This is a genomic window from Streptomyces minutiscleroticus (assembly GCF_014650875.1).
GTDB classification, from domain to species: Bacteria; Actinomycetota; Actinomycetes; order Streptomycetales; family Streptomycetaceae; genus Streptomyces; species Streptomyces minutiscleroticus.
Map to the genome: position 1 here is coordinate 41872 of NZ_BMVU01000005.1, position 19250 is coordinate 61121.

The following is a 19250-nucleotide window of genomic DNA, read 5'->3' on the forward strand; positions in this document are numbered from 1 at the left end:
GCGGGCGGACGCCGGACGGCCGCCTGGTCACGATCCGGTCTCGGAGTCTTGCGCACCTGCCGTGTAATCGTTTCCAATCTCCTGTGTAATCGATTCCACGAGGAGGTGGAGCGATGGCGGGCATCAAGGACGTCGCCGCCGAGGCCGGAGTATCCGTCGCCACGGTGTCCCGTGTGCTCAACGACCATCCCTCGGTCAGCCCGGACGCGCGCTCCCGCGTGCTCGCCGCCGTCGCGGCCCTGGGCTACCGCCCCAACGCCGTGGCCCGCTCCCTGCGCACCGACCAGACCCGGGCCCTCGGCCTGGTCATCAGCGACGTGCTCAACCCGTACTTCACCGAGCTGGCCCGCTCCGTGGAGGAGGAGGCCCGCGCGCTCGGCTACAGCGTCGTCATCGGCAACGCCGACGAGCGGCCCGACCTCCAGGACCACCACGTCCGCACACTCCTGGACCGGCGCATCGACGGGCTGCTGGTCTCCCCCGCCGACGGCGGCTCGCCGCTGATGCTGGAGGCCGCGCGCGCGGGGACCCCCATGGTCTTCGTCGACCGCTGGATCCCGGGCCTCGACGTGCCGGTGGTCCGGGCGGACGGCCGGGGCGCGGTGCGCGACCTCGTCGCCCATCTGCACGGGCTCGGCCACCGCAGGCTCGCGATCATCGCGGGTCCGGCGGCCACCACGACCGGCAGCGAGCGCGTGGAGGCCTTCCGCGCGGCCCTGGCCGAGTACGGCGTGGGCCTGCCCGACGCCTACGTGGGCCAGGGCGACTTCCAGGCGGAGAGCGGGCGGCGGGCCACCGAGCGGTTCCTGGACCTGCCCGAGCCGCCCGAGGTCGTCTTCGCGGCGGACAACCTGATGGCCCTGGGGGCGTTGGACGCGATCCGCGCGCGCGGGATGCGGGTCCCCGAGGACATCGCGCTCGCCGCGTTCGACGACATCCCGTGGTTCGTGCACACCGACCCGCCGGTCACCGCCGTCGCCCAGCCCACCGGCGAGCTGGGCCGGGCCGCCGTACGGGCCCTGGTCGACCGCATCGAGGGCCGGACGCCGCGGTCCGTGACCCTGCCCGCCCGCCTCGTCGTGCGCCGCTCGTGCGGCGAGAGCGACGAGGGCGGCGAGGGCACCGGCCGCCCGGGGGCCGGCGCCCCGGCCGGCGCCCCCGAGACCCCCGCCTCCCGCGTGCAAAGGAGCACCCCGTGAGCAACCCGGACGAACTGCTGCGTATCGAAGGGGTGCGCAAGGCCTTCCCCGGTGTGGTCGCGCTCGACGGTGTCGACTTCGACCTGCGCCGCGGCGAGGTGCACGTCCTGCTCGGCGAGAACGGCGCGGGCAAGAGCACCCTCATCAAGATGCTCTCCGGCGCCCACCGGCCCGACTCCGGGCGGATCCTCGTGGGCGGCGAGGAGGTGCGCATCCAGGACGCGCAGAGCGCGGAGCGGCTCGGCATCGCCACCATCTACCAGGAGTTCAACCTCGTCCCCGACCTGACGGTCGCCGAGAACATCTTCCTGGGGCGGCAGCCGCGCCGCCTGGGGATGATCGACCGCAAGAGGATGGAGGCGGACGCGGCCGCCCTCCTGGAGCGGGTCGGCGTGCGCGTGTCCCCGCGCGCGCGGGTGCGCGAACTGGGCATCGCCCGCCTCCAGATGGTCGAGATCGCCAAGGCCCTCAGCCTGGACGCCCGCGTCCTGATCATGGACGAGCCGACGGCCGTGCTCACCTCCGAGGAGGTCGACAAGCTCTTCGCGATCGTGCGCCGGCTGCGCGAGGACGGCGTCGGCATCGTCTTCATCACGCACCACCTGGAGGAGATCGCCGCCCTGGGCGACCGGGTGACGGTGATCCGCGACGGCAGGAGCGTGGGCCGGGTGCCCGCCTCCACGCCCGAGGACGAGCTCGTGCGCCTGATGGTGGGCCGCAGCATCGACCAGCAGTACCCGCGCGAGCGGACCGGGACGGGCGCTCCCCTGCTGAGGGTCGAGGGCCTCACCCGGGACGGCGTCTTCCACGACGTGCGCTTCGAGGTGCGGGCCGGCGAGGTCGTCGGCATCGCGGGCCTCGTCGGCGCGGGCCGCACGGAGGTCGTACGGGCCGTCTTCGGCGCCGACCCCTACGACGCGGGCACGGTCGAGGTCGCCGGTACGCGGCTGCCCCGGCACGACGTCAACGCCGCCATGGCCGCCGGCATCGGGCTCGTGCCCGAGGACCGCAAGGGCCAGGGGCTGGTCCTTGACGCGTCCGTGGAGGAGAACCTCGGCCTGGTCACGCTGCGCTCGGCGACCCGCGCCGGGCTCGTCGACCGCAGGGCGCAGCACACGGCCGCCGCCCGGATCGCGGAGCAGCTCGGCGTGCGCATGGCGGGCCTCGGCCAGCACGTGCGCACCCTGTCCGGCGGCAACCAGCAGAAGGTCGTCATCGGCAAGTGGCTGCTCGCCGACATCAAGGTGCTGATCCTCGACGAGCCCACCCGCGGCATCGACGTCGGCGCCAAGGTCGAGATCTACCAGCTGATCAACGAGCTCACCGCCGCCGGGCACGCCGTCCTGATGGTCTCCAGCGACCTGCCCGAGGTGCTCGGCATGAGCGACCGGGTGCTGGTGATGGCCCAGGGCCGCGTCGCGGGCGAACTCTCCGCCGCCGAGGCCACCCAGGACGCCGTCATGGCGCTCGCCGTCTCCACCGACGGCACCACCCCGCACGACGGCGCCGCCGTCGGCACCGACATCCACCCCGACAACGACGTCGACAAGGAGGCCCCCCGTGGCCACTGACACGCTCAAGAGCGGCGGGGGCGCGGGCAGCGCCTCGGGCGGCCTGCGCCGCCTGCTGCTCGACAACGGCGCGCTGACCGCCCTGATCGTCCTGGTCATCGCCCTGTCGCTGCTCTCCGGCGACTTCCTGACCACCCAGAACCTGCTGAACGTCGGCGTGCAGGCCGCCGTCACCGCGATCCTCGCCTTCGGCGTCACCTTCGTGATCGTCTCGGCCGGCATCGACCTCTCGGTCGGCTCGGTGGCGGCCCTGTCGGCCACGGTCCTGGCCTGGAGCGCCACCTCGCAGGGCGTACCGGTCTGGATCGCCGTGCTCCTCGCGGTCGTCACCGGCATCGCCTGCGGCCTGGTCAACGGCTTCCTCGTCGCGTACGGGAAGCTGCCGCCGTTCATCGCGACGCTCGCCATGCTGTCGGTGGGCCGCGGCCTGTCCCTGGTGATCTCGCAGGGCAGCCCGATCGCCGTCCCGTCGTCCGTGTCGCACCTCGGCGACACCGTCGGCGGCTGGCTGCCGGTGCCCGTCCTGGTCATGATCGTCCTCGGTCTGGTCACCGCCTTCGTCCTGGGCCGCACGTACATCGGCCGCTCCATGTACGCCATCGGCGGCAACGAGGAGGCCGCGCGCCTGTCGGGCCTGCGCGTGAAGCGGCAGAAGCTCGTCGTCTACGCCCTGTCGGGCCTGTTCGCCGCGGCGGCCGGCATCGTCCTGGCGGCCCGGCTGTCCTCGGCGCAGCCGCAGGCCGCGCAGGGCTACGAGCTGGACGCGATCGCCGCGGTCGTCATCGGCGGGGCGAGCCTGTCCGGCGGCGTCGGCAAGGCCTCGGGCACGCTCATCGGCGCGCTGATCCTGGCGGTGCTGCGCAACGGCCTCAACCTCCTGTCGGTGTCGGCGTTCTGGCAGCAGGTCGTGATCGGCGTCGTCATCGCGCTGGCGGTGCTGCTGGACACCGTGCGCCGCAGGGCCGGGGCGGCTCCGGCCGCGTCCGGCGCGGGCGGGGCGGCGGGCCGCAAGGGCCCGCAGGCGGCGAAGTTCGCCCTGGCGGCCGTGGTCGTGGCCGCGGTGGTCGCCGCGATGTCCTTCCTCACGGGCAACTCGTCCTCGTCCGCGAACAAGGTGGGCCTGTCCCTCTCCACCCTGAACAACCCGTTCTTCGTGCAGATGCGGGCGGGCGCCGAGGAGGCCGCGAAGGAGGCGGGCGCCGACCTGACCGTGACCGACGCCCAGAACGACGCCTCGCAGCAGGCCAACCAGCTGCAGAACTTCACCGGCGAGGGCATCGGCGCGATCGTCGTCAACCCGGTCGACTCCGACGCCGTGGGCCCGGCGGTCCGCTCGGCGAACGACGCGGACATCCCGGTGGTCGCCGCCGACCGCGGCGTCAACAAGGCGAGGACGGCGACGCTGGTCGCCTCCGACAACGTCGCGGGCGGCAGGCTCGCCGCGAAGTCCCTCGCCGAGAAGCTGGGCGGCAAGGGCGAGATCGTGATCCTCCAGGGCACGGCCGGCACCTCCGCCAGCCGCGAGCGCGGCGCGGGCTTCGCCGAGGGTCTGAAGGCCTACCCCGGCATCAAGGTCCTCGCCAGGCAGCCGGCCGACTTCGACCGCACCAAGGGCCTGGACGTCATGACCAACCTGCTCCAGTCCCACCCGGGCGTCGACGGCGTCTTCGCGGAGAACGACGAGATGGCGCTCGGCGCGGCCAAGGCCCTCGGCGCCAAGGCCGGCAGGTCCGTCGCGGTCGTCGGCTTCGACGGCACGCCGGACGGCCTGGCGGCGGTGGAGAAGGGCATGCTGTACGCGTCCGTCGCCCAGCAGCCCAAGGAGCTGGGCCGGATCGCGGTCGAGAACGCGCTGCGCGCGGCGGACGGCAAGGAGGTCGGCGCGACGGTGAAGGTCCCGGTGAAGGTGGTGACGTCGCAGAACGTCGCCGACTTCACGTCCTGACGCCCGGTACGCGGCCCGCACCCACAGGAACGGAAAGAGGACTGATGTACGACTACGACCTGCTGGTCGTGGGCTCGGCCAACGCCGATCTGGTGATCGGCGTCGAGCGCCGGCCCGGCGCCGGGGAGACGGTCCTCGGCTCCGACCTGGCCGTCCACCCCGGCGGCAAGGGCGGCAACCAGGCGGTGGCGGCGGCCCGCCTCGGCGCGCGCACGGCGCTGCTGGCGCGGGTCGGCGACGACGCGCACGGCCGGCTGCTGCTGGACGCGCAGCGCGCGGCGGGCGTCGACACCTCCGGCGTCCTGGTCGGCGGCGCCCCCACCGGCGTCGCGCTGATCACGGTGGACCCCTCCGGGGACAACAGCATCGTGGTCTCCCCGGGCGCGAACTCCCGCCTGACGCCCGCCGACCTGAGGGACGCGCAGGCGCTCCTCGCGGCGTCCCGGGTGGTCTCGACGCAGCTGGAGATCCCCCTGGAGACGGTGGTCGAGACGGTCCGGAACCTGGCTCCCGGCACCCGCTTCGTCCTCAACCCCTCCCCGCCGCGGGAACTGCCGCGGGAGGTCCTGGCGGCCTGCGACCCGCTGATCGTCAACGAGCACGAGGCCCGGGTGGTCCTCGGCGGCGCGGCCGGCGGCGGGCCGGAGGAGTGGGCGGCCGGGCTGCTGGAGCTCGGCCCCCGCTCGGTGGTGATCACCCTCGGCGCCGCGGGCGCCCTGGTGGCCGACGCGTCCGGCACGGCCCGCGTCCCGTCCGTCGCGGTGGAGGCCGTGGACACGACGGGCGCGGGCGACGCCTTCACCGCGGCCCTGGCCTGGCGGCTCGGGCGGGGCGAGGCCCTGGCCGAGGCCGCCGGGTACGCGGCACGCGTGGGCGCCGCGGCCGTCACCAAGGAGGGCGCCCAGGCGTCGTACCCGACCGCGCAGGAGGTCGACGCGCTGTGAAGAGGGCCGGAATCCTCAACCGCCACCTGGCCGGCGCGCTGGCCGCGCTGGGCCACGGCGACACCGTGCTGGTCTGCGACGCGGGCCTGCCGATCCCGGACGGCCCGCGCCTGGTGGACCTGGCCTTCCGCGCCGGGGTCCCGTCCTTCGCGGACGTCCTCGACGGCCTGCTGGACGAGCTGGTCGTGGAGGGCGCGACGGCGGCCCGCGAGGTCACGGAGGCGAACCCCGCGGCCTCCGCCCTCCTGACGGCCCGCCTCCCCGGTCTGGCCCTGATCCCGCACGACGACCTGAAGGCGGGATCGGCGCGGGCCCGCCTGATCGTCCGCACCGGCGAGGCGACCCCGTACGCCAACGTCCTGCTGCGCTGCGGCGTGTTCTTCTGACCCCGCCCGCCGCACACGTTTCGAGGGGCCCGGTCACGACCGGGCCCCTCGGCTTCCCCACCCGTCAGGACTTCGCGGATCCCCCCGGATCCCTCCCCCGGAAACCCCGACGCCACGTACGACCCGCCGGGCCCCGAAAGGGTTGCACGGGATTCCGGAAATTCTTTCCGGCCTCCGCTCACCGGCGCGAACGGGCGCCCGGCCCTACTCCGTGTGCGCCACGAACCGGCGGGCCGTCTCCGCCAGCACCTCGCGCCCGTCGCGGGCCCACAGGCCGTCGTTGAACAGCTCCACCTCGATGGGGCCGGTGTAGCCGGCCGCCTCCACGTACCCCTGCCACTCCCGCATGTCGACCGCCCCGTCCCCGATCTGCCCGCGGCCGTTGAGGACGCCCTCGGGCAGCGGGGTGACCCAGTCGGCCAGCTGGAAGATGTGGATGCGCCCGCCTGCGCCCGCGCGGGCGATCTCCGCCGGGGCCCGGTCGTCCCACCAGACGTGGTACGTGTCCACGGTCACCCCGACCTGGTGCGCGGGGAAGCGCTCCGCGAGGTCCAGGGCCTGGGTCAGGGTGGAGACGACGCAGCGGTCGGAGGCGAACATCGGGTGCAGCGGCTCGATGGCGAGCCGGACCCCGTGCTCCTCGGCGTACGGCCCCAGTTCGGCCAGCGCGTCGGCGATCCGCTCCCGGGCGCCGCGCAGGTCCTTCGACCCGGCGGGCAGCCCGCCCGAGACCAGGACCAGCGTGTCGGTGCCCAGGGCCGCCGCCTCGTCGACGGCGGCGCGGTTGTCCGCCAGGGCCTTCGCCCGCTCCGCGGGGCCGACGGCCGTGAGGAAGCCGCCCCGGCACAGCGTCGTGACGCCCAGCCCCGCGTCGCGGACCAGCTTCGCGGCGGCCTCCACCCCGTACTCCCGCACGGGCTCGCGCCACAGCGCCACGTTCGAAACGCCCAGCTCGCCGCAGGCGTCCACGAGTTCGGGCAGCGACAGCTGCCTCACGGTCATCTGGTTGATGCTGAAGCGGGAAAGACTCACTGGGCCACTCCGTACACGGACAGCAGGTTCTTCATCCGCGCCTCGGCCAGCGCGGGGTCGGGGAACAGGCCGAGCCCGTCGGCCAGTTCGTAGGCGCGGGCGAGATGCGGCAGCGACCGCGCGGACTGCAGCCCGCCGACCATCGCGAAGTGCTCCTGGTGCCCCGCCAGCCACGCCAGGAGGACGACGCCGGTCTTGTAGAAGCGGGTCGGCGCCCGGAAGAGGTGGTGGGACAGCTCGACGGTCGGGTCGAGCAGCTCCCGGAACCCCTTCGCGTCCCCGGTGTCCAGCACCCGCACCGCCTGCGCGGCCAGCGGCCCCAGCGGGTCGAAGATGCCGAGCAGGGCGTGGCTGAAGCCGCGCTCGTCCCCCTCGATCAGCTCCGGGTAGTGGAAGTCGTCACCGGTGTAGCACCGCACGCCGCGCGGCAGCCGCCGCCGCAGCGCCACCTCCCTGCCCGCGTCCAGCAGGGAGATCTTCACCCCGTCGACCTTGTCGGGGTGGGCGGCGACGACCTCCAGGAAGGTCTCCGTCGCCGCGTCCAGGTCGGACGACCCCCAGTAGCCCTCCAGGGCCGGGTCGAACATCGGCCCGAGCCAGTGCAGGACCACGGGCTCGGCGGCCTGGCGCAGCAGGTGCCCGTAGACCTCCAGGTAGTCCTCGGGACCGGCCGCGGCGGCGGCCAGCGCCCGCGAGGCCATCAGGACGGCCTGCGCCCCCACGCCCTCCACCAGCGCGAGCTGCTCCTCATAAGCCGCGCGGACCTCGGCGATGCTCCCGCCGGCGAGCTGGTCGGTCCCGACGCCGCAGGCGATCCGCCCGCCCACGGCCCGCGCCTCGGCGGCCGAGCGGCGGATCAGCTCGGCGGCCCCCGCCCAGTCGAGCCCCATGCCGCGCTGGGCGGTGTCCATGGCCTCGGCGACACCGAGCCCGTGGGACCACAGGTGGCGCCGGAAGGCGAGGGTGGCGTCCCAGTCGACGGCGGCGGGCGCGTCGGGCGAGACGTCGGCGTACGGATCGGCGACCACGTGCGCGGCCGAGAGGACGGCCCGCGAGGCGAGCGGGGCACCGGGGGGCACGGCGAACGGCTCGGTGCGGGGCTCATAGGCCCGCACCGAGCCCCCCGCGCCCGGAAGCCGGACGGTCACGGCGTCACCTCCGGCACCTCGATGCGGCGCCCCTCGGCGGAGGACCTCAGCCCCAGCTCGGCGAGCTGGACACCGCGGGCGCCTGCCAGCAGGTCCCAGTGGTAGGGCGCGTCGGCGTACACATGGCGCAGGAACAGCTCCCACTGCGCCTTGAACCCGTTGTCGAACTCGCCGTTGTCGGGCACTTCCTGCCACTGGTCGCGGAAGGAGTAGGAGGCGGGCAGGTCCGGGTTCCACACCGGCTTCGGCGTGGCGGCGCGGTGCTGCACCCGGCACTTCCTCAGCCCCGCCACGGCCGACCCCTCGGTCCCGTCGACCTGGAACTCCACCAGCTCGTCGCGGTGGACGCGCACGGTCCACGAGGAGTTGATCTGCGCGATCGCACCCCCCTCCAGCTCGAAGATCCCGTACGCGGCGTCGTCGGCGGTGGCGTCGTAGGGCTTGCCCTGCTCGTCCCACCGCTGCGGCACGTGCGTCGCGGTCAGCGCCTGGACGGAGGTCACCCGCCCGAACAGCTCGTGCAGCACGTACTCCCAGTGCGGGAACATGTCGACGACGATGCCGCCGCCGTCCTCGGCCCGGTAGTTCCACGAGGGCCGCTGCGCCTCCTGCCAGTCGCCCTCGAAGACCCAGTACCCGAACTCCCCGCGCACGGACAGGATCCGCCCGAAGAACCCCCCGTCCACCAGCCGCTTCAGCTTCAGCAGCCCCGGCAGGAACAGCTTGTCCTGCACGACCCCGTGCCTGACGCCGGCCTCCGACGCGAGCCGCGCCAGCGCGAGGGCGCCGTCCAGCCCGGTGGCGGTCGGCTTCTCGGTGTAGACGTGCTTCCCGGCCCGGACGGCCTTGGCCAGTGCCTCCTCACGCGCGGAGGTCACCTGGGCGTCGAAATAGATGTCGACGCTTTCGTCGGCGAGCACGGCGTCGAGGTCGGTCGACCAGTGCTCCAGACCGTGCTGTTCGGCGAGCGCTTTCAGCGCGTGCTCGCGCCGCCCGACCAGGACGGGCTCGGGCCACAGCACGGTGCCGTCGCCCAGGTCCAGTCCGCCCTGCTCCCGCAGCGCGAGGACCGAGCGTACGAGGTGCTGTCGGTACCCCATGCGTCCCGTCACGCCGTTCATGGCGATGCGCACCGTCTTGCGTGTCACGTCATTCCCTCCGTACGCCGTCCCGCGCGCCGTGCGCCGCATCGGCGAGCACCGCAGCAAGCGCTTTCTATCCGGAAAGAAGCTAGCCTCTGTGCAACGGATCGGACAAGACCGCGCGGCCCGCGAGATGCGCGACGACCGGAGGACGACGAATGACCGTGACCCTTGCGGACGTGGCGGCCCGCGCGCAGGTCTCCCCCGCCACCGTCTCCCGCGTGCTGAACGGCAACTACCCGGTGGCCGCGTCCACCCGCGAGCGCGTCCTGCGCGCGGTCGACGAGCTGGACTACGTCCTCAACGGCCCGGCCAGTGCCCTGGCCGCCGCCACCTCCGACCTGGTCGGCATCCTCGTCAACGACATCGCCGACCCCTTCTTCGGCATCATGGCCGGGGCGATCCAGTCCGAGATCGGCGGCCCCGGCGGCCGGGCCGGCGGCGAGCGCCTGGCGGTGGTCTGCAACACGGGCGGCTCCCCCGAGCGCGAACTCACCTACCTCACGCTCCTCCAGCGCCAGCGCGCGGCGGCGGTGATCCTCACGGGGGGCGCCATCGAGAACGAGGCGCACGTCTCCGCGGTCGCCGCCAAGCTGCGCAAACTGGCGGACGCGGGCACCCGCGTCGTCCTGTGCGGCCGCCCGCCCGCCCCCGCCGACACCGACGCGGTGGCCCTGACCTTCGACAACCGCGGCGGCGGCCGCCGCCTCACCGAGCACCTGATCGGCCTCGGCCACCGCCGCCTGGGCTACATCGCGGGCCCAGAGGAGCGCACCACCACCCGCCACCGCCTGGAGGGCCACCGCGCGGCCCTCGCGGCCCACGGCATCGAGGACGACCCCCGCCGCACGGTCCACGGCCGCTACGACCGCCGCTCCGGCTACGAGGCCACCCTCGAACTCCTGCGCCGCGAACCGGACCTGACCGCGATCGTCGCCGCCAACGACACGGTGGCCCTCGGCGCCTGCGCGGCCCTGCGCGACTCGGGCCTGCGCATCCCCGGCGACGTCTCGGTCGCCGGCTTCGACGACCTCCCGTTCAGCATCGACGCGGTCCCGGCCCTCACGACGGTCCGCCTCCCCCTGGCGGAGGCGGGCGCCCGGGCGGGCCGCATCGCGATGTCCCGGGAGGAGCCGCCCCCGGGCGGAATCGCGACGGTGGGCGGCGAACTGATGGTCAGGGGCTCCACAGGAGCACCGCGGCCCTGACCCGCGAGCTGTACCGGCACGCGCCGGTGGAAGCAGTGCGCTGCGGCGAACCCCCACCGGCGGGTGGCGGCCGTACCGGCGGAAGGGGACGGCCGGGATGTCCGCCCGCAGCACACCCCGGGAAACAGCACAGACGGCCCCCGACCCGCACAGCTGCGGGCGGCCGTCCCAGAGCGGCCCCGACCCCACGCCGGCGGACGCACCACCCACCGCCCCGTGCCCCGCGACGTACTCCGGCCCCGCACCGACCCCGCGCCCCCGAGTCCCGGGTAGGGTCCGCTCCATGAAGCTGGCGTTCTCGACCCTCGGCGTCCCCGCCCTGCCCCTGACCGACGTACTGCGGCTCGCGACCGCGCACGGCTACCACGGCGTGGAGCTCCGCACCCACCCCGAGGAACCGGTGCACACCGGCCTGGACGCGGCCGAACGGGACGCCGTACGGGCCGAGTTCGAGAAGACCGGCGTCGAGATCCTCGGCCTCGCGGGATACGCCCGCCTAGCTGCCCCGGGCGGCGACACCCCCGTACTGGAGGAGATCACCGCCCTCCTCCACCTCGCCCACGACCTGCGCGCCCCCTACGTCCGCGTCTTTCCCGGCGGCGAGGACGCGGCCACCCCCGAGGAGGCGGACGCGACAGCGGCCCGCCGCCTCGGCACGGCCGCGGAACTCGCCGCCGACCTCGGCGTCCGCATCCTCCTGGAGACCCACGACTCCCACCGCACCGGCGCGGACGCCATCCGCGTCCTCGGCCTGGTCGGCCACCGCAACGCGGGCGCCCTCTGGGACGTGATGCACACCTGGCTGGGCGGCGAGCAGCCCCCGGAGACGTACGCGGCGCTCTGCCCGTACCTCGGATACATCCAGGTCAAGGACATCGCCTCGGCCGACGACACGACGCCGCTGCCGCTCGGGGAGGGCGTCCTGCCGCTGACCGAGACCGTGGAACTCCTCAGCCGCGAGGGCTGGGACGGCTGGCTGTGCTGGGAGTACGAGAAGCGCTGGTACGAGAAGGCGGCACCGCTGCCCCCGCTGCTCGGCCCGGGCCGGGACCACCTGTCACGCCTGCTGGCCGACTCGGCGTAACGGCACCGTGGACACCCGCGACGCCCCCGGGCTCCCCGGAACCCCCGATGCTTCCGGGCCCCTCGGCGCCCCCGGCTCCTCCGGCCCTCCGGGCGCCCTGCCCGCCCCGCCCGGCCAGTGAGGCCAGCGCCACCCCGCCCACCAGCAGCGCGGCCGCACACCACTGCGGCCCCCGCACCGGTTCCCCCAGGAACAGCGCGGCCGACGACATCCCGAAGACCGGCACCAGCAGCGAGAACGGCGCCACCGTGGAGGCGGGGTGGCGTTTCAGCAGCCACCCCCACGCACCGAAGCCGAAGACGGTCGTGACCCAGGCGACGTAGAGCACGACGCCCGCCCCCTGCCGGTCCAGGGACCGCAGCGCGGCGAGGTCCCGCGACGCCCCCTCGGTCAGCAGGGACAGGGCCAGCAGCGGCAGCACCGGGACCGTGCTCACCCACACCATGAAGTTCAGCGAGTCCGGCGGGGCCGCCCGCCGGGTGACGACGTTGGAGACACCCCAGCAGGCGGCGGCCGCGACGACGAGCCCGAAGGCGGCGAGCGGCCCGCCCGTCCCCTCGCCCACGGCGGCCACCACGACGCCCCCGAGGGCGATCACCATGCCCAGGGCCCTCACCCGGGACGGCCGTTCGCCGAGGGCCACGAAGGCGAACAGGGCGGTGAAGACGGCCTGGATCTGCAGGACCAGGGACGACAGCCCGGCCGGCATCCCCGCGTCCATGCCGATGAAGAGCAGCCCGAACTTGGCGACGCCCAGGACGAGTCCCACGGCCACGATCCACTTCCAGGCGACCTTCGGCCGGCCCACGAGGAACACGGCGGGCAGGGCGGCGGCCAGGAAGCGCAGCGCGGAGAAGAGCAGCGGCGGGAAGTGGCCGAGCCCGACCTCGATGACGGTGAAGTTCACGCCCCAGACGGCGGCGACGAGGACGGCGAGACCGAGGTGAGCGGGGCGCATGATCCGAGCATCGGCCGACCGCACCGTTCAGCACCAGCTCCGCTTCCTGTATGAATGAATGAAGCACTGCTTAAGAAACCCCGAGTCACCAAGCACGCACCGCACCGCGAACCCACACCACACACCGCACCGCGAACCCGAACGGCACTCCCCCTCCCCACCCCCACTCCCCCCCTCCTCCACCCCTCCCAGGAGGCCCAGTTGCTGGACCTGCACCGCCTGCGAGCCCTGCACGCCGTCTCCGTCCACGGCACCGTGGGCGCCGCGGCGGCCGCCCTCGGCTACACCCCGTCCGCGGTCTCGCAGCAGATCGCGAAGCTGGAGCGGGAGACCAGGACCGTCCTGCTGGAACGGCAGGGCAGGGGCGTGCGGCTGACCGACCAGGCGCAGCACCTGGCCGCCACCGCCCAGGAACTGCTGGCCATCGTGGAGCGCGCCGAGACCGAACTGGAGGAGCGGCGCGGCCTGCCGGCGGGACGGCTGACGATCGCCGCGTTCGCCAGCGCCGCGCGCGGCCTGCTGCCGGGCGTCCTGGCGGACCTGGCCGTACGGCACCCGGCCCTGGACACCCGGATGACGGAGATCGACCCGCACCTGTCGGTGGACCTGGTCGCCAAGGGCGCGGTGGACCTCGCGGTCGCGCACGACTGGGACATCGCGCCGCTGCCGGCGCCGCCGGGCGTCGACCAGGCGCCGATCGGGGACGACCCGTGCGACCTGCTCGTACCGGAGGGGCACCCGTTCGCGGGCAGGCCGTCCGTACGCCGGGAGGACCTGCGGGACCAGCGGTGGATCTGCCAGCCGCCCGGCCGGGTCTGCCACGACTGGCTCGTGCGCACGCTGCGCGAGGCGGGCTGCGAGCCGGACATCGTCCACCAGGCCGACGAGAACCCCACGCTGATCGCGCTCGTCGCGGCCGGCCTCGGCATCGCGCTGCTGCCCCGCCTCGGCCGCGGCCCGCTGCCCGCGGGGGTCGTGGAGGTCCCGCTGGAGCCGGTGCCGGTACGGCACCTGTACGCCCTCTGGCGCACCGGCGCGGCCCGCCGCCCGGCGATCGCGGAGACGGTCGCCACCCTCCGCGCCCACTGGCCGGAGGTCTCCCCGCAGCACCCCGCGTCCGCATCCACCCCTGTACCCAGGCCCGCATCCGCCCCCGCGCCCACTCCCGCGTCCGTCCCCGCCCGTTGACCCTCCCCGCGCACCCGCCCCGGGCCCGTCCGAGCCCGTCCGAGCCCGTCCACGCCCTCCACCGAGCCCCCGGCACCCCCGGGGCACCCCGCCGCGCGACCCCGTGCGCCCCACCCGTACCAACTTCGCGGGATCGACGGAAAGCGGGAACCCCCGCGCGCCACCCTTCGTCAAACCCGCATGCTGCCGGATGAGTCTCCGCAGTGCGGTGTCGGCCTCGCTGCTGGCTGCGATCGCTGACCACCCTCTCCGCCGCATGCGGCCGGCAGCACGCCGCCACCGGCGCGCCCCCCTCCGACAGCGCCGGTGGCGGCCCCTTGCGCCGCACGTGTGCGCACCCTTGACTGGAAGAAACTTCCCGGATATTCGTGCTCCTCGGAAGTTTCCTTCAGAAGCAGCCCCTCCTCGGATCCGTCCGCGGATCTCCTCCGGAAGGAGCGCACGTGCACGACACCAGCACGGGAAGCACGGCCCCGGACGCCAACGGCGCCCCCGGCGCCCCGGGCTCCCCCGGCGCTTCAAGACGCGGTCTGCTGACCGCGACCGCGGTGGCGGCCGCCGCCGTGGCCGCCGGCGCCGGCAGCGCGGGGACCGCGGGCGCCGCCCCCGCGCGGACCGCCGGCGCGGACCGCGGAGGCGCCGGTGCCGGTACCGGCACCCGCGGCCGGTACGACGACAAGAGGCTCCGCGCGCTCGTCTCCCGGATGACGCTGGGGGAGAAGGTCGGCCAGCTCTTCGTGATGCGGGTGTACGGCCACTCCGCGACCGAGCCCGACCAGGCCGACATCGACGCCAACCTGGAGGAGCTGGGCGTCCGCACGGCCGCCGAACTGGTCGCGAAGTACCGGGTCGGCGGCGTCATCTACTTCGCCTGGGCGCACAACACCCGCGACCCGCAGCAGATCGCGGCGCTGTCCAACGGCATCCAGGCGGCCTCCCTGAAGCAGCCGCGCGGCCTGCCGGTGCTGATCTCCACCGATCAGGAGCACGGCATCATCGCGCGCGTCGGCAGGCCCGCGACGCTGCTGCCCGGCGCGATGGCGCTGGGTGCGGGCGGTTCGGCCGCCGACGCCCGCGAGGCGGGCCGGATCGCCGGCGCCGAGCTGAAGGCGCTCGGCATCCGCCAGGACTACGCCCCGGTCGCCGACGTGAACGTCAACCCGGCCAACCCGGTCATCGGCGTGCGCTCCTTCGGCGCCGACCCCGAGGCCGTGGCGTCGATGGTGGCCGCGCAGGTGAAGGGCTACCAGGGCGCGGGCGTCTCGGCCGTGGCCAAGCACTTCCCGGGCCACGGCGACACCGCGACCGACAGCCACACCGGCCTGCCGGTCATCGGGCACAGCCGCGAGCAGTGGGAGGAGCTGGACGCCCCGCCGTTCCGGGCGGCGATCCGGGCCGGCATCGACTCGATCATGACGGCCCACATCGTGGTCCCGGCGCTCGACCCGTCCGGCGACCCGGCGACCCTCTCGCGCCCGATCCTCACCGGCATCCTGCGCGAGCGGCTCGGCTACGACGGCGTCGTGGTCACCGACTCGCTCGGCATGGAGGGCGTGCGCACCAAGTACGGCGACGACCGCGTCCCCGTGCTCGCGCTCAAGGCGGGCGTCGACCAGCTCCTCAACCCGCCCTCGATCGACGTCGCGTACCACGCGGTCCTGGACGCCGTCCGCGAGGGCGAGCTGACCGAGGAGCGCATCGAGGAATCGGTCCTGCGCATCCTGCGCCTCAAGGCGGGGCTGGGGCTGCTGAGGGACGTGTACGTCACCCGGCGCGAGGTCGAGCGCACGGTGGGCACCGAGGCCCACCTGGACGCGGCCGACCGGATCGCCGGAGCGACGACGACCCTGCTGGTCAACAAGGAGCGCACACTTCCGCTCTCGCGGCGCCGCACCCGGAGGATCCTGGTGGCGGGCGCCGACCCGGCCTCGCCGTCCGGCACCACGGGGCCGCCCACGGCCGTCCTGGCCGACGCCCTGAAGGAGCTGGGCTTCGCGGTGACGGTGCGGTCGACCGGCACGGCGCCCACCGAGGCGGCGATCTCCGGGGCGGTGACCGCCGCCGGGGACGCGGACGCGGTGGTCGTCGCCACGTACAACGTCACGGCGACCAGCTCCCAGAGGACGCTCGTCGAGCGGCTGGCGGCGACGGGCCGCCCGGTGGTCGCGCTGGCCGTGCGCAACCCCTACGACGTGGCCCATCTGCCGGGCGTGTCCGCGTTCCTGGCCGCGTACTCGTGGACCGACGTCGAGGTCCGCGCGGCGGCCCGGGTGATCGCGGGCCGGGCCGACCCGCGCGGCAGGCTGCCGGTGCCGGTCCGGCGGGCCGACGACCCGGAGCGGGAGCTGTACCCGATCGGGTACGGACTGAGGTACTGAGCACGGGGCCCGGTCACCGGCCCCTCCCCCGTCCGGCGGCCGCGGGCGGCGCACCCCTGACAGTGCGCCGCCCGCGACCGCCCCCACCTGCCCCACCCGCCGTACGCGGCGTACGTCGCGCGCCCGTCCGGACACCGCCCCGGCCCCTCCGAGCGGCGCAGAGCGCCCCGCGTGGCTGGCGTGCGCCCGTGTACGGGGGCCACGCTGGAGTCCGGCGCTCGGGGGGGTTGCCATGCGGGACGGACGGTTCACAGGGGTGTCGTGCGCGTTGCTGACGGCGGCGCTGGCACTGGCGGTGACGGGGTGTCAGCGGACGGGGCCGCAGGACGGGCGGATCGACGGCGGGGCGGCGGCCACGCGTGCCTCCGGGTACGGGGCGGTGTTCCTCGGCGCGGACGAGTGCAGCTCGTTCGGGCGGGAGACCTTCACCGAGGTGCCGTGCGACGGCGAGCGGGCGGCGGCGCGGGTCGTCGCGCGCCACGGCGGCGGGGCCGCGGACGGCCCGGCCTGCCCGGCCACCACGGACTTCGTGCTGCACATCGGCGAACAGCGGCTCGCCGGGGGCGGGAGGGACCGGAGCGGGGAGGACGGCGGCGGGGGAACGATCCCCCAGGGCTACGCCTGCATGCGCAGGCTCCAGCCCCCGCACCCGGGCGACCCGGGCGGCGGCGGAGGCCCGCGCACGATCGCCGGCGACTGCGTCCGCCGCACCGGCGCGGGCGAGGTGCGCGAGACGGCGTGCGACGGGACGGGCCGCGAGCGGCCCGACCACAAGGTGGTCTCGGCGGTCGGCCGGCGCGCCGACTGCCCGCCCGCCACGACCCTGTACGTCCGGCTGGGCGGTGCCGGACCGGTGGGCTGCGCCCGCCCGGTGTGAGCCCACCGGTCCGGCACCCGCCCGGGTGCGAGCCCGAAGACACCGCGCCCGCCCGAGTGCGGACCCGGTGGCCCGGTGGGCCGCGCCCGCCCGGTGTGAGCGGCGGGCGGGCGCGGCGCCTCGGGCGGCGCGCGGTGCTACGGCCGCAGCGCGGGCTCGCGCTCCACGTCGCGCTTGTCCAGCTTGGCGTCGTAGCGGGCCAGCGGCTTCGCCTTCTCCGGGTCCGCCTGGACGGCGGCCGGGGCGACGCCCGCCCAGTCCAGGATGCGGGCCGTGGCGAGGGCCTTCTCGTCGTCGACCAGGCCGGCGACGTTGGCGCCGTGGTTGGCGCCCGGGGCGGTGAAGACGTACGAGTCGTGCGCGCCCCGGCCCAGGTGGAACGGCTCGGCGCCCCACGGGTCGTTCTCGCCGTAGACGAACAGCATCTGGTCGGCGTTGTGCTTCACCCACGTGTCGACGTCGCGCATGGCGCCCGGCTGGAACCTCATCGGGATCTCGCGCGGCACGAAGTTCCGCGGCGGCTGGTAGCCGTAGCGGATGTACTTCTTCTCGATGTACGGGAAGTGGATGGTGGGCGCGCCCAGCTGGGTGCCCGCCTGGTAGTAGTACGGCGTGTACGTCTCCAGGCCCTGGTCCGTGTAGGCGGAGAAGCCGGAGATCGTGTCGACGGAGGTCCAGATCTCGTCGTCGGTCGCGTGCGCGGCGTCGGCCGGGATGTCCGCGCAGTCGGCGAGCAGGCTGTACTGCCAGAAGCCCCACACGTAGTCCAGGACGGTCGCCTCGTAGGCGCGGTCCAGGCCGCCGATGGTCTTGAAGGTGTAGCCGTTCTCGGCCGCGTACGCCTCGTACTTCTCCTTCAGCGGCTCACGGCGCACGAGCGCCTCGCGCTGGACGGCGTTCAGCCGGTCGCGGCACTCCTTGGTGCCGACGGTCGCGAAGAAGCGGTCGTAGGCCGAGTCCTCGTTGTTGACCACGTCGTTGGGCGCGACGTACGCGACGACGCCGTCCATGTCGCGCGGGTAGAAGCGCTCGTAGTACGTGGCGGTCATGCCGCCCTTGGAGCCGCCGGTCGAGAGCCACTTCTTGCCGTAGATCGGCTTGAGCGCCTGGAAGATGCGGTGCTGGTCGCTGGCCGCCTGCCAGATGTCGAGCTTGGACCAGTCGGCCGGGCTCGGCCGGGACGGCGTGAAGTAGCGGTACTCCATGGAGACCTGGTTGCCGTCGACGATCTGGGTCGGCTCGCGGCGGCTCGGCGTCGTGGAGACGTTGTAGCCGCCGGTGTAGAAGACGGTGGGCCGGGACGTGTCCTTGTGCAGCACGGTGATGCGCTGCTGGAACGTGCCCTTGGACGGGTGCCGGTGGTCGACCGGCTGGGTGTAGTTCAGGACGAAGAAGCGGTAGCCGGTGTAGGGCTTCTCCTCGATCAGGCTCATCCCCTTGACGGCGAGGAGCCGGTCCTTGATGTCGGTGGTCCCGGCGGTGGCGCCGGTGCCGTCGGCCACCGGCTGGACGGCGGTGGCCGTCCCGGCCGTGCCCACCGTGCCTATGAGCACGACGAGCGCGAGCAGCCATCTGAGCGTTGTGCGCATGCACTCTCCCCTGGTTCGTACAGATGCCCGCCGGAACCTAGCGGAGCGATCCGGTTCGCACCAGGGGAGGCCGGCGGTCCGCGCCCGCGCGGCTCAGCACAGGATCCAGCCGGAGGCGACCGATCCGCGGCCGACGGAGCCCTTCACGCGGACGCAGCGGTGCCCGGCGTGGACGGTGACGGGCCCGGCGTGGTGCGCGTAGCTGCCCCGGTCGGCGAGCGGGCGGCTGCCGCGCGCCTGCACGCTGACGGACATGGACCTGCGCGCGCCGGGCTTCTTCGGGAACGTCACGGCGCAGACGTAGCCGCCGCTCCTGTGGACGTGCACCGCCCCGGTGGAGAACGACAGGGTGCGCACCTTGCGGCCGGAGCAGAGCGCGGCCGCCTCGGCGCGCGCCGTACCCGGGCCGGCCAGTGCCAGCAGTCCCGCCGCGGCCAGGACGGCCGTACCGGCCGTCAGCCGCCGTCGTATGGCACCGCTTCCCACTGCCGCCCCTCCCGACGCGATCGGCGTACTGGTGAACGGACGCATGACGTAGGCGGGACGGTTGCGTCCGGCCGCGCCGGGCGGCCGGACGCACAGCGCCCGCGAGGCCGCCCGG

General features: G+C 74.5%; 15 protein-coding genes and 1 pseudogene. 10 read left to right on the forward strand and 6 right to left on the reverse strand.

Annotated elements, in window-relative coordinates; all coding sequences use genetic code 11:
• Positions 1 to 113 precede the first annotated feature (113 nt).
• The 5 genes from IE271_RS08865 to rbsD are packed head-to-tail and all read left to right on the forward strand — an operon-like array spanning position 114 to position 6045.
• The gene (locus tag IE271_RS08865) at positions 114 to 1199 is read left to right on the forward strand and encodes a LacI family DNA-binding transcriptional regulator (protein ID WP_229919208.1); all 1086 of its coding nucleotides are present in this window, start codon (positions 114 to 116) and stop codon (positions 1197 to 1199) included.
• Entirely contained in the window at positions 1196 to 2770 is a 1575-nt protein-coding gene (locus tag IE271_RS08870; protein WP_229919209.1) for a sugar ABC transporter ATP-binding protein, read from the forward strand. The genes IE271_RS08865 and IE271_RS08870 overlap by 4 nt, the downstream gene beginning before the upstream one ends.
• Positions 2760 to 4715 (forward strand): ABC transporter permease/substrate-binding protein, encoded by a 1956-nt coding sequence (locus tag IE271_RS08875; RefSeq protein WP_190189655.1) that lies wholly within the window; start codon positions 2760 to 2762, stop codon positions 4713 to 4715. Before IE271_RS08870 ends, IE271_RS08875 begins: the two co-directional genes overlap by 11 nt.
• 44 nt (positions 4716 to 4759) lie before the next feature.
• Positions 4760 to 5659, forward strand: coding sequence for a ribokinase (locus IE271_RS08880; protein WP_190189656.1), 900 nt, complete (start codon positions 4760 to 4762; stop codon positions 5657 to 5659).
• Entirely contained in the window at positions 5656 to 6045 is a 390-nt protein-coding gene (gene rbsD / locus IE271_RS08885) for a D-ribose pyranase (RefSeq protein WP_190189657.1), read from the forward strand. The genes IE271_RS08880 and rbsD overlap by 4 nt, the downstream gene beginning before the upstream one ends.
• Positions 6046 to 6249: 204 nt before the next feature.
• Here rbsD and IE271_RS08890 read toward each other — a convergent pair whose 3' ends face one another.
• From IE271_RS08890 to IE271_RS08900, 3 genes are read right to left on the reverse strand one after another with little or no spacing between them, the layout of a single operon-like run.
• A complete protein-coding gene (locus IE271_RS08890; RefSeq protein ID WP_190189856.1) occupies positions 6250 to 7047 on the reverse strand; it encodes a sugar phosphate isomerase/epimerase family protein in 798 nt (265 codons plus the stop codon).
• 26 nt (positions 7048 to 7073) lie between these two features.
• Complete coding sequence (locus tag IE271_RS08895; RefSeq protein ID WP_190189658.1) at positions 7074 to 8225, reverse strand: dihydrodipicolinate synthase family protein; 1152 nt, start codon at positions 8223 to 8225, stop codon at positions 7074 to 7076.
• Positions 8222 to 9373, reverse strand: coding sequence for a Gfo/Idh/MocA family protein (locus IE271_RS08900; RefSeq protein WP_190189659.1), 1152 nt, complete (start codon positions 9371 to 9373; stop codon positions 8222 to 8224). The genes IE271_RS08895 and IE271_RS08900 overlap by 4 nt, the downstream gene beginning before the upstream one ends.
• A gap of 152 nt (positions 9374 to 9525) precedes the next feature.
• On the opposite strand from IE271_RS08900, the gene IE271_RS08905 reads away from it, so the two are divergent.
• Entirely contained in the window at positions 9526 to 10575 is a 1050-nt protein-coding gene (locus tag IE271_RS08905; protein WP_190189660.1) for a LacI family DNA-binding transcriptional regulator, read from the forward strand.
• A 283-nt stretch (positions 10576 to 10858) separates the two neighbouring features.
• A pseudogene (locus IE271_RS41770) lies at positions 10859 to 11536 on the forward strand (sugar phosphate isomerase/epimerase family protein); the annotation flags it as partial.
• Here the strand turns inward: IE271_RS41770 and IE271_RS08910 are convergent.
• Positions 11526 to 12617, reverse strand: coding sequence for an EamA family transporter (locus IE271_RS08910; RefSeq protein WP_190189661.1), 1092 nt, complete (start codon positions 12615 to 12617; stop codon positions 11526 to 11528). The pseudogene IE271_RS41770 and the gene IE271_RS08910 overlap by 11 nt on opposite strands.
• Positions 12618 to 12818: 201 nt before the next feature.
• On the opposite strand from IE271_RS08910, the gene IE271_RS08915 reads away from it, so the two are divergent.
• From IE271_RS08915 to IE271_RS08925, 3 genes are all read left to right on the forward strand, one after another.
• Positions 12819 to 13805: a LysR family transcriptional regulator gene (locus tag IE271_RS08915; protein WP_190189662.1), complete on the forward strand. Its 987-nt coding sequence runs from the start codon at positions 12819 to 12821 to the stop codon at positions 13803 to 13805.
• 443 nt (positions 13806 to 14248) lie between these two features.
• Positions 14249 to 16183: a glycoside hydrolase family 3 protein gene (locus IE271_RS08920; protein WP_190189663.1), complete on the forward strand. Its 1935-nt coding sequence runs from the start codon at positions 14249 to 14251 to the stop codon at positions 16181 to 16183.
• Between the two features lie 232 nt (positions 16184 to 16415).
• Complete coding sequence (locus IE271_RS08925; RefSeq protein WP_190189664.1) at positions 16416 to 17060, forward strand: hypothetical protein; 645 nt, start codon at positions 16416 to 16418, stop codon at positions 17058 to 17060.
• Positions 17061 to 17197: 137 nt separating this feature from the next.
• On the opposite strand, the gene IE271_RS08930 is transcribed toward IE271_RS08925, so the two are convergent.
• Together IE271_RS08930 and IE271_RS08935 are read right to left on the reverse strand one after the other, a co-directional pair.
• Positions 17198 to 18649 carry a S28 family serine protease gene (locus tag IE271_RS08930; RefSeq protein WP_190189665.1) on the reverse strand — a complete coding sequence of 484 codons (1452 nt, stop codon included), beginning with the start codon at positions 18647 to 18649 and terminating at the stop codon, positions 17198 to 17200.
• A gap of 93 nt (positions 18650 to 18742) precedes the next feature.
• Entirely contained in the window at positions 18743 to 19135 is a 393-nt protein-coding gene (locus tag IE271_RS08935; protein WP_190189857.1) for a hypothetical protein, read from the reverse strand.
• Positions 19136 to 19250 lie beyond the last annotated feature (115 nt).

Excerpts from the sequence above, each read along its gene's own strand:
- IE271_RS08865 (WP_229919208.1), top strand. The coding sequence starts at position 114 with ATGGCGGGCATCAAGGACGTCGCCGCCGAGGCCGGAGTATCCGTCGCC.
- IE271_RS08880 (WP_190189656.1), top strand. The coding sequence starts at position 4,760 with ATGTACGACTACGACCTGCTGGTCGTGGGCTCGGCCAACGCCGATCTG.
- IE271_RS08890 (WP_190189856.1), bottom strand. The coding sequence starts at position 7,047 with ATGACCGTGAGGCAGCTGTCGCTGCCCGAACTCGTGGACGCCTGCGGC.
- IE271_RS08905 (WP_190189660.1), top strand. The coding sequence starts at position 9,526 with ATGACCGTGACCCTTGCGGACGTGGCGGCCCGCGCGCAGGTCTCCCCC.
- IE271_RS08910 (WP_190189661.1), bottom strand. The coding sequence starts at position 12,617 with ATGCGCCCCGCTCACCTCGGTCTCGCCGTCCTCGTCGCCGCCGTCTGG.
- IE271_RS08925 (WP_190189664.1), top strand. The coding sequence starts at position 16,416 with ATGCGGGACGGACGGTTCACAGGGGTGTCGTGCGCGTTGCTGACGGCG.
- IE271_RS08930 (WP_190189665.1), bottom strand. The coding sequence starts at position 18,649 with ATGCGCACAACGCTCAGATGGCTGCTCGCGCTCGTCGTGCTCATAGGC.